Origin of the sequence: Synechococcus sp. 'PEA 65AY6A-5F PE A', assembly GCF_047462575.1 — a bacterium.
Classification (GTDB): domain Bacteria; phylum Cyanobacteriota; class Cyanobacteriia; order Thermostichales; family Thermostichaceae; genus Thermostichus.
In genome coordinates this window covers 72396-81815 of sequence record NZ_JAOALE010000011.1, presented here as the reverse complement: position 1 = coordinate 81815, position 9420 = coordinate 72396, and the positions used below count along the sequence as shown (strand labels likewise).

The following is a 9420-nucleotide window of genomic DNA, read 5'->3' as shown; positions in this document are numbered from 1 at the left end:
TCCCCCATCCCGCCAAGCTGCGCTGTGGCGGGAGTACCCCGGAGGTTCTGATGGCATTGTCGCCGGTCACCAAGCCGAGAATGGCGCCCGCTGCCGCGCCGATGGCCGCATCTTGGATGATTTTGCCCGTGGTGGTGTAGCGAGGATCCTTAACATCGTGGATCACATCCGATTGGGCAGCCAAGGGGAACAGTTGGTTGTTGGCGATGATGCTTTCTGCCACAAAGCGCGTGCCCCCCGGTGCCGGCTCAAAGCGGCCATCCACCCGCGAGCCGAAAGGCACCAGGATGTCCCCCTGGGCGTTGCGAATCGGGGTGCGGACGATCAAGGACAGGGGGCGAGTTTCGTTGGGGGCGATGAAGAGGCGCTCGTTGAAGGGGGTGGTGGTCTGCATCAGGGTGCCCGCCGCCAGCGTGGAAAGGCGCAGGTCAAAGCCCGCCGGGGGGGTGGAAACCCAACTGCTCGGGTTCTGGGCCACCAGGGATCCCCGATTGAGCAGGGCCTGGTGGGTAAAAGCGGCCACCTCGGCACGGGTGGCAGGGCGGTTCGGCTCCAAAAGCATAGGATCCGGGTAATTGACAATCAGGCCGGCACGGTTGGCGGCTGCAAGTTGTGCCAGGGCCCAGTTGGGAATGGCTGCCGCGTCGCGGTAGCGGCTGAACAGCTCGCTCGGCTGAGCCGCGGGGATGGCACTCGTGTTGCCAAGGGCGTTAGTCAGGATCACCAGCGCCTCGGTGCGAGTAACGGGCTGTTCGGGTCGGAAGGTGCCGTCTGGGAAGCCGGCCACCAAGTTGTTGGCTGCCGCCGTGGAGATAGCATTGGCCGCCCAGTGGCTGGGAGGCACATCCCGAAAGCCGATGAAGGTACCAGAGGTGTTGCGAAGGCGAAAGGCAGTGGTGACAAGGGTGGCAAACTGAGCGCGGGTCACCGGCTCGTTGGGACGGAAGGTGCCATCCGGGAAGCCGTTCAACACCCCTTGAGAGGAGAGGGTCTCGATATAGGCTTGCGCCCAGTGGCCAAAGGTGTCGCGAAAAGGAGCGGCCATGGCCACCTGGCAGTGGATGCCCAGTGCGGCTCCCGATAGGAGTAGGCCGGCTGTGCGTGGGGTCAACAGAGAGGGAAACATCGTGCATTCACCAAGTTGTCGTAGCGCCCATTGCTGGGTCAATAGCTACTCTTATTCTGGCTATTTCCTCAGTGGCGGCAATAGCTAAAACCCTTGCTGTGTCCTAATTTGAGCATTTCCAACCTAAGATTTGCATGGAAACGCAATAGCGGAGGATTGGTAAGGAAATCTCTTCATCTCTGTTGCGCCAGCATCGCGTATAGACAACACCCCAGCCTCAGTTGCTGTTCACGGCATTGCCACTCTGTACAAGTTTGAAACAGCCCCCCAGGGCTCCGCAGTGCCAGGGAGTTGATGCTGGCAGGACATAGGATCCAGCCCCCCTCCCAGAAGGAGAGGGAAGCTGAGCATCAGGGATAAGGGGTGCTGTTTCCACAGCCGGTGGCTACGAAAGGTCCCCTGCTGCTGGCGGGATTGGGGGATCGGCGCCAAGTCTTGGGTGAGGCCCAGCCCAGGGATCCGGAAGGCTCGCCCAGGAGCGCCTTGGCAGTCGGTATGGGTTAAATGACCTTGCCCTCGGACGTGATTCTCCCCTTCAGTTTGCCGGCCCGCTCTTCAGCTTCCTCGGTAATGAGGGCCAGTTGCTCTAACACCTCGCCGGGGTATTTTTCCAACACCCGCAGAGAGAGCGCTACCCGCCCTTTGGCCTCATCCACATCGATGACCACGGCCTTGAGCGGCTGACCGGGCTGGAACAAGTCGGATAAGGAGGCGACAAAGCTTTGGCTGACCTGCTTGATGGGCAACAGCCCGCTGCCCCCCTCCTCCAGCTCCACGAAAACGCCGAAGGGCTTGAGGGCGCTGACCTTGCCCCGCACCACCTGACCGGTGGTGTAGATTCCCAGGCTCTCAGCTTGTCGCGCTACTCGCTGGGAGAGCACCAGCTTGTTGGCAGCGGGGTTGACCTCCAACAAACTGGCGGTCAGCGATTGGCCCACCAGCTCTTCTAGATTTTCCCGTTGGTTGAGATGCGAGCGAGGAATAAAGCCCCGCAGCCCCTGCACGTCCACCAGAACCCCGCCCTTGTTGGTGCCGATCACCAGGGCAGTTACCGTCTGGCCGTTGGTCTGTTTTTCGGCCAGCTCCTCCCAAAGTCGCTTCAGCCGCAGCCGCCGCGCCGAGAGTACGATTTGCCCTTCCGAGTCCTCTCGCAAGATGAGAAAATCGGCTTCGCTTTTGAGGGGAAAAAGCTCGCTCAAATCCTCTCCTGAGCGGATCCCGGCTTCTTTCAGGGGCAAAAAGGCCGGCGACTTGCCGCCGATATCCACCAGCGCCCCATCGTTCTGGTGCTGGAAGATGCGGCCTCGCACCACCTGTCCCGGTCGAAAGTCAAGGCTTTGCGCCTCCAGAGCCTTGGCAAAATCTTCCGAAGAAAACGTATCGGCAGCCTGAGAGCGAGGGGAGCGAAAGGTCATGGAATGCAAAGGAAGCAATTCAAGAGGCAATGGGTTTCAGGATAACCCAAAACTTGACAGGGATCCCAGCCCCTCTCGTCCGCCTCGGCGGGAAGAGGTACTCACCCTCTTGAGAGGAGGCCAAGCCCAGGGCATCGACACCGGCAGCTTCCTCTAGATGTAGTACATCAACCTGGCCTGTTGCTGTTGCGCCTGCCGGTCGCAGAGGTCTTGCAAGGTCGTTTTTTGGAGAATGCCCACCGCTGCCGCCTGGGCATCTTGCCAAGCCTGCCAGAGCACCTGGCGCTCCGGCGAGAGATCGCCGCTGGGCAAGTCGCGGGGGCGGGTGAGATCTTCTCCCTCGATGGCCTGAATGATGTCCAATAGGGAGATCTGCCAGGGCGGTCGAGCCAGAGAGTAACCTCCTTTGGCGCCCCGCTGGCTGCGTACCAGGCCCTGCCTGCGCAGCGTGGCCAGCAACTGCTCCAGATAGCGGTCGGGAATCGACTGGTGGGCTGCGATCTCCTTAATCTGCAATACCCGGCCGTCATGGTAGTGCTGGGCCAACTCCAGAAGGGCCAGGAGAGCGTACTCACTTTTACAAGACAGTTCCAAAATACCCATCCTTCCTGCAAGGATCAGGTCTATGATACTCCGGTTTTCCACCGGGGTTTTGTGGGATCCCCTTTGGGTTGCCGGTGGGTTGGGCCTGTATGGTGGAATAGGCCCCTTTGGGAGTGGTTTATGGCAAGTGTTGGCACCCTGTCCAGTTCAGCGCGGATCCCGGCGGAGCGATTGCAAACTTTGCGGCAGCAGATCGGCAAGCTGATCGCCAACGTCGAGTCGGTGTTTCAAGGCAAGCCACGGGTGGTGCAGGCCGTGGTGACGGCCCTGGTGGCGGAAGGCCATGTCCTCCTGGAGGACGTGCCGGGAGTAGGCAAAACCACGTTGGCGCGGGCCATTGCCCGCAGCTTGGGGGCCAAGTTTCAGCGAATTCAATTTACCAGCGACCTCTTGCCGACTGACATTCTTGGCCTCACCCTTTTCAACAAAGAGAAAGGGGAGTTTGAATTTCGCCCAGGCCCCATTTTTGCCCATGTCATCCTGGCCGACGAGATCAATCGCACCTCTCCCCGCACCCAGAGTGCCCTGCTAGAGGCAATGGCGGAAAAGCAGGTTTCGCTGGACAACCGCACCTACCCGCTGCCCAGTCCCTTTATGGTGTTGGCCACCCAAAACCCCTTGGAGTATCACGGCACCTATCCCCTCCCGGAAAGCCAGTTGGATCGGTTTCTGGTGCGGCTGTCCATCGGCTACCCCAGCCCTGAGGTGGAGCGGGCTTTGCTGCTGCAGCGACAGCAGGCAGAGCCGGTGGAGGCTCTCCAGCCGGTGCTTTCCCTGGCGGAGCTGCGGGAGATCCAGGCGGCGGTGGATCAGGTGTACCTGGATGGATCCCTGGCCGACTATCTGCTGCAGGTGGTGCAGGCGACGCGTGCCTCCAGGCTGTTGCGGGCCGGCGTGTCCACCCGCGGGGCGTTGGCCTTGGCAAGGGCAGCACGGGCGCAGGCGTTGGTGAGAGGGCGGAGCTTTTGCCTACCGGAAGATCTGCAAGCTTTGTTTGTGCCGGTGCTGGCCCATCGCATTTCTTTGGCCGGATCTGGGGACATGACGAGCAACCGACGGCAGGAGGCAGAGGCCGTCATCCGCGACATCGTGGCAACGGTTGAGCCGCCAGTTTGAGGAGGGATCCCTTAGGCGATAATAGGAGCCAGCGGTCTTGGGCAGAACTGCGGATGTCGGATCCCAATCAAGAAATTAAAGACCTCATCCTGGCTTTGGACAAAAAGCTGGAGGGAATCGACCGCAAGTTGGAAATCCAGGTGACGGAGATCAAAAGCGAGATCCGGCTGGTCAAAACCGACCTGGAAGCCAAGATCGACCTCACTCGCAACGACCTAGAGAGCAAGATCCAAGGCGCTCGCAACGAGCTGGAAGCCAAGATCGACCTCAGCCGTAGCAGCCTGGAAGTGAAAATCGCGGAGCTAAGCGGCAAAATGGATGGCTACAGCAAGCGGCTTGACCAACAGGAGTTCATCAGCCGCGGCGCGATCGTGGCCCTAGTCGTTGGGGTGGCCTCAGGGTTTATCAAGTATCTTTTCTTCAGCAATTGATTGGAGTTTGACCTGAGTTGCCTTGGGTTCCTCCCCAAAACCTGCAAGCGGCGGCGGGTCAGCACTCCTGGAATTGGTCGAGGGCACGACACAGCTCCGGGACAACTTCTGCTGGCCAGAAACCCTCACCCCGCCGGCCCTGGTGCAACTGGAGATAGAGGCCCCAAGCAGTGGCGCTGCCACTGGCAACCAACGTGAGGGCAGGAAAGGTCTGCTCCAGCGTAATGCTCTCCTCGGCCATCAGTTGGGAGGCGACAGCTTCCATATCCTGCTGCAGACGATACACCCCCTGCACAAATGCTTGCCATTCTTCTAGGGTTAGCTCCAACGCCCAAGTCTCTCCTCCCACCAGGGCCACAAAAGGGGAGCGCCCAGGATCCCAGCCCAACCGCCAGCCGGATCCCTTGCGTAGAGCAGGAGGAGGCAGGTTCGAGAATCCACCGTCGTTTCCGGTAAAAAGCAGGGAGGTAGAGGGGAGAGGAGCATCCATCGCTGCGGCTAGGCCAGAAAAGATGCGGGTACAATCGACAGGGTGTGTTGTCAGGATAAAGCGGCCATGGCCAGTTGTCAGTCTCCTACTGCCCAACCTCGCCGGTTTTTAAGGACTCCGCTCCGCTGGCGCAAACAGAGCAGCCTCATTTCCGGCTTGGGCCTGTTGCTGACAGCCTTGGTGCTCCGTGCCGCTGACGCGACCGGGGTTCGCAAAGAGGCCGAAGATCCTGTCTTGCCAGCGCAATTGTCTGCAGCGGCCACCCCCGAAAACCCGATCCTGCACGTGGGCATTGTGCAACGCTTTGGCCGTTCTGAGCAAGATCAGGTGGAGCTGGCAGCGCCGCTGGGGTCTTTCCTCACCCTGGAATTTGCCCAGGCAGACGGCAGCACCCAGAGGCAGCGGCTCCCACAAGTTACGGTTGGGATCGTCAACCGCGCCCTGGCCAGCCCGGAAACCGTGTACCGCCTCATCCTCAGCAGCCACAAAAGCTTCGAGAGCGCCGAGGCCAGCGCCAACTCCTGGGAATCTCTGGGCATCCGCACCGAGATCGCCCAACCGCAGGAATGGCAGGTGTGGGCCAGCCGCGCCTACACTCCCCAACAACTAATCCAGATTCAGCAGTATGCCCAGAAAGAAGGGATCCCTCAGGTGCGGCTGGAGGTGCAGGAGCGGCGCGAACGGGCGGAGCTGAGCTGGGTACATGAGCATTTTCGCTACCATCGCACCCGCCTGAGGGTAACCTCCGATGCCGGCTATCTGCGGGTGAACGACCGCTACTATGCCGGATCCATTACCATTCAGCCCAATGCCTACGGCAGCTATACGGTGGTCAACGCCGTGCCCCTGGAAACCTATTTACGGGGGGTGGTGCCCCATGAGGTGGGGCCAGGGGCCCCCTTTGCCGCCATGGCCGCCCAGGCAATTTTGGCGCGCACCTACGCCCTCAAGAACCTGCACCGCTTTCAGATCGACGACTACCACCTCTGTGCCAATACCCACTGCCAGGTTTACAAGGGGCTGAGCGGCACCCATCCGCGGGCCGACGAAGCGATTCGCCAGACCAGCGGCCTGGTGCTCACCTACAAGGGCGAGCTGGTGGATGCCGTTTATTCTTCCACCAACGGCGGCATCTCGGCAGGCTTTGAAGAGGTTTGGGACGGAGAGCCGCGCCCCTACCTGCGCCCGCAGGTGGATATCGCCCACCAGCCCGATCAGCCCTTCGATTTGCGGCAGGAGAGCGACTTCAAGGCCTTTCTGGCCCGGCGGGAGGGTTTCAACGAAGCAGGGGTATCGCGCCTCTTCCGCTGGGAGTTTTCTCAGTCGCTGGAGGAGCTAAACGCCCAACTGCGGGCCGCTCAAGAGTACCTCGGGATCCCTCTCCCCGAGTGGATGACCATCCAGGGGCTGCACGTCCTGGAGCGCTCGGTCAGTGGTCGGGTGCAGGCGCTGCACGTGGACTTGCAGACGCCCCAAGGGCTCCACTCGATTCTTTTGCGCAAGGATCAGGTGCGCCTGGCTTTTCCCCGCCTGTACAGCACTCTGTTTCGCGTGGAACCCCTGAAACAGAGCGGGCGGCTGACAGGCTACCGCTTTATCGGCGGCGGCTTTGGCCACGGGGTGGGGCTGAGCCAGTACGGCGCCTACACCCTGGCGCGGCGGGGGTTGAACGCGGCGCAAATCCTCGCCTTTTACTACCCCGGCACCACCCTGGCCGAGCTGGGATCCCTCTCCCTGCAGTTGCCTGAGGTTTCCCTGGCCTTTGACAGTAGCCAGGCGCAGTCCTGGTCCGGCTACCAGAGATAGGGGGCACGATGGAAGAAGAGCGACGGGAACGCGGCCATCCCCCTCTTCGGGATCCCGCTCCAGAGGAAGGGTGGCAGGAAGGGGCGGCCCAAGCGCCGCCAGAGCTGGCCCCCCCCTACATCCCCCCGTACACGAGGGGACAAGAGGGTGGCCGGGGGGAGGCGGGGCTGTCGGGGATCCCGGTCGCCCCACCGGGGTTTAAGTCGGGATTTGCGGCGCTCATCGGGCGGCCCAATGTGGGCAAGTCCACCTTGATGAACGCTCTGGTGGGCCAGAAGATCGCCATCACTTCTCCCGTGGCCCAGACCACCCGCAACCGCCTGCGGGGGATCCTCTCTTTGCCGCAAGCCCAGATCATCTGGGTGGACACCCCTGGCATCCACAAGCCCCACCACCGCCTGGGGGAGATCTTGGTACACAACGCCCAGGCTGCCATTGGGAGCGTGGATGTCGTCCTCTTCGTGGTGGATGGCTCGGTGCCGGCAGGGCGGGGGGATGCTTTTATCGCCGAGCGGATCCCCAGCGCGACCCCCTGCATCCTCGTCTGCAACAAAGCCGATCTGCTGCCCAAAGAGTCTGCCGCGCGCCAGGCCCACCAAGAGAGCTACCAAGCCCTGCGCCCCGGTGCCCCCGTCGTCTGGGTGTCGGCGTTGGATCCCGGCAGCTTGGCGCCCCTCATTCAGGCCACCGTCGACCTGCTGCCCCCTGGGCCCTACTACTATCCCCCGGATCTGGTGACGGATCAGCCGGAGCGGTTTATCATGGCGGAGTTGATCCGCGAGCAAGTTCTCTTGCACACCCGCGAGGAGGTGCCCCACTCGGTGGCCGTCACCATCGACCAGGTGGAAGAAACCCCCACCGTCACCCGCGTCCTGGCCACCCTCTACGTGGAGCGGGACTCGCAAAAAGGGATCCTCATCGGCAAAGGGGGGGAAAGGCTCAAGCAAATTGGCCAGGCCGCCCGCCTCCAGATTCAAAAGCTCATTGCCGGCAAGGTGTACCTGGAGCTGTTCGTCAAGGTGCGGCCCCACTGGCGGCGCTCCGAGCACCTGCTGCGCGACTTCGGCTACCGCGTTGAAACGTGAAGGGGTTTTGTGGCTGAGGTTGAGCTATCTGGTGGTATTGATGGGGATGCTGCACGTTGAGGTTAACGGCAATGCTGCGACTGTATGGGATCCCGACCTCCGGGAATTGCTACAAAGTAGAGCTGCTTCTCAAACAGTTGGGGATCCCTTACGAGACGGTTGAGGTCAACTCCAGGGTCGGAGAAAATCGCCGCCCCGAGTACCTGGCCAAGAACCCCCTGGGGCAGATCCCGGCTTTGGAGCTGGAAGACGGCACCGTCTTGGCCGAGTCAGCTGCAATCTTGGTTTACCTAGCAGAGGACACTCCCCTCTATGGCCAGACGCGGCTGGAGCGGGCCGAGATCTTGAAATGGCTCCTTTTTGAACAAACCCGCATTGCCCGCTACATTGCCACCACCCGCTTTTGGGTGCGAGCCGGCCAGGCCGAGGCCAATGCCGAGCTAATTGCCCAGAACCTGAAACTCGGTACCGAGGCTCTGGAGATCATGGAAAGCCACCTACGGGAGAAGGAGTTCTTCGTGGGCAACCGCTACACCATCGCCGATCTGGCCCTGTTTACCTATACCCATGTGGCCGAGCAGGGCGGGTTTGACCTCAAGCCCTTCCCCAACATCCGCGCCTGGTGTGAGCGGGTCAAGGCCACCGACCGCTTCTTTCCTCTCCCCGGCGCCTAGAATTTCCCAGTGGTGCCTTTGCAGCCGACCGAGTCGGATCTCGCTTCCAATCCTAGCGGAGGATTTCTCACTCCCAGCCCCTCTCCCTGAGGGAGAGGAAAACTGGAAATTGTTGCCACGAAGGGCTCCAGCGGCTTTGGGCCACCCCCCTCGGAAAATAGGAGCTGCCAGGAGCTTGTCGGGCCCTAGCGCCCCTTGAGCTCCCGCTGGATCTCCCGCCGCGTCTCCCGTTCCTTAATTGCTTGTCGCTTGTCGTGGAGCTTTTTGCCGCGGGCCACGCCCAGGTGAGCCTTGATCCAGCCGCGGTTGAGCACCAGCCGCAGGGGAACCACAGTCAGGCCTTTTTGCTCCACCAGGCCCCGCAGCCGGTCGATCTCGCGGCGGTGCAACAACAGCTTGCGGCGGCGGGTCGGGTCGTGGTTAAACACCTTGCTGGCAGTTCCGTGGGGGGCAACATGCAAGTTGTGCAGCCAGGCCTCGCCATCGCGAAAGAGGGCAAAAGCGTCTTGCAAGTTGGCTTTGCCCGCTCGGATGGACTTTACCTCTGTGCCGGTCAGTTGGATCCCGGCTTCGTAGGTCTCCAAGATCTCGTACTCAAAGCGGGCGCGGCGATTCTCCACCAGGGTTTTGACGTTGGGATCCACAGCCATACGCTTTCAGAAGAGAGCTTCGTC

10 protein-coding genes are annotated in these 9420 nt (G+C 61.5%); 5 read left to right on the top strand and 5 right to left on the bottom strand.

Annotation, left to right across the window (positions count from 1 at the left end; translation table 11 throughout):
• The 3 genes from GG26_RS05750 to GG26_RS05740 form a co-directional block, all read right to left on the bottom strand.
• A partial coding sequence (locus GG26_RS05750) for an S-layer homology domain-containing protein (protein WP_414389320.1) occupies positions 1-1126 on the bottom strand: 1126 nt, incomplete at its 3' end.
• Positions 1127-1626: 500 nt separating this feature from the next.
• Positions 1627-2541 carry a S1 RNA-binding domain-containing protein gene (locus GG26_RS05745; protein ID WP_011430091.1) on the bottom strand — a complete coding sequence of 305 codons (915 nt, stop codon included), beginning with the start codon at positions 2539-2541 and terminating at the stop codon, positions 1627-1629.
• 153 nt (positions 2542-2694) lie between these two features.
• On the bottom strand, positions 2695-3135 hold the full coding sequence (locus GG26_RS05740; RefSeq protein WP_011430089.1) for an RrF2 family transcriptional regulator: 441 nt from the start codon (positions 3133-3135) through the stop codon (positions 2695-2697).
• Positions 3136-3264: 129 nt separating this feature from the next.
• On the opposite strand from GG26_RS05740, the gene GG26_RS05735 reads away from it, so the two are divergent.
• Positions 3265-4260, top strand: a complete 996-nt coding sequence (locus GG26_RS05735; RefSeq protein WP_414389317.1) for an AAA family ATPase — start codon at positions 3265-3267, stop codon at positions 4258-4260.
• A gap of 53 nt (positions 4261-4313) precedes the next feature.
• Entirely contained in the window at positions 4314-4691 is a 378-nt protein-coding gene (locus GG26_RS05730) for a hypothetical protein (protein WP_414389314.1), read from the top strand.
• 58 nt (positions 4692-4749) lie between these two features.
• Here GG26_RS05730 and GG26_RS05725 read toward each other — a convergent pair whose 3' ends face one another.
• A complete protein-coding gene (locus GG26_RS05725; RefSeq protein WP_049749741.1) occupies positions 4750-5181 on the bottom strand; it encodes a DUF1818 family protein in 432 nt (143 codons plus the stop codon).
• A 66-nt stretch (positions 5182-5247) separates the two neighbouring features.
• Between GG26_RS05725 and GG26_RS05720 the strand changes: the two genes are divergently transcribed.
• The 3 genes from GG26_RS05720 (at position 5248) to GG26_RS05710 (ending at position 8746) form a co-directional block, all read left to right on the top strand.
• Complete coding sequence (locus GG26_RS05720; RefSeq protein WP_011430086.1) at positions 5248-6987, top strand: SpoIID/LytB domain-containing protein; 1740 nt, start codon at positions 5248-5250, stop codon at positions 6985-6987.
• An 8-nt stretch (positions 6988-6995) separates the two neighbouring features.
• On the top strand, positions 6996-8072 hold the full coding sequence (era, locus tag GG26_RS05715; protein WP_011430085.1) for a GTPase Era: 1077 nt from the start codon (positions 6996-6998) through the stop codon (positions 8070-8072).
• Between the two features lie 71 nt (positions 8073-8143).
• On the top strand, positions 8144-8746 hold the full coding sequence (locus tag GG26_RS05710) for a glutathione S-transferase family protein (RefSeq protein ID WP_011430084.1): 603 nt from the start codon (positions 8144-8146) through the stop codon (positions 8744-8746).
• Positions 8747-8931: 185 nt separating this feature from the next.
• Here GG26_RS05710 and smpB read toward each other — a convergent pair whose 3' ends face one another.
• Positions 8932-9396, bottom strand: a complete 465-nt coding sequence (gene smpB / locus GG26_RS05705; protein WP_011430083.1) for an SsrA-binding protein SmpB — start codon at positions 9394-9396, stop codon at positions 8932-8934.
• Between the last annotated feature and the right edge of the window lie 24 nt (positions 9397-9420).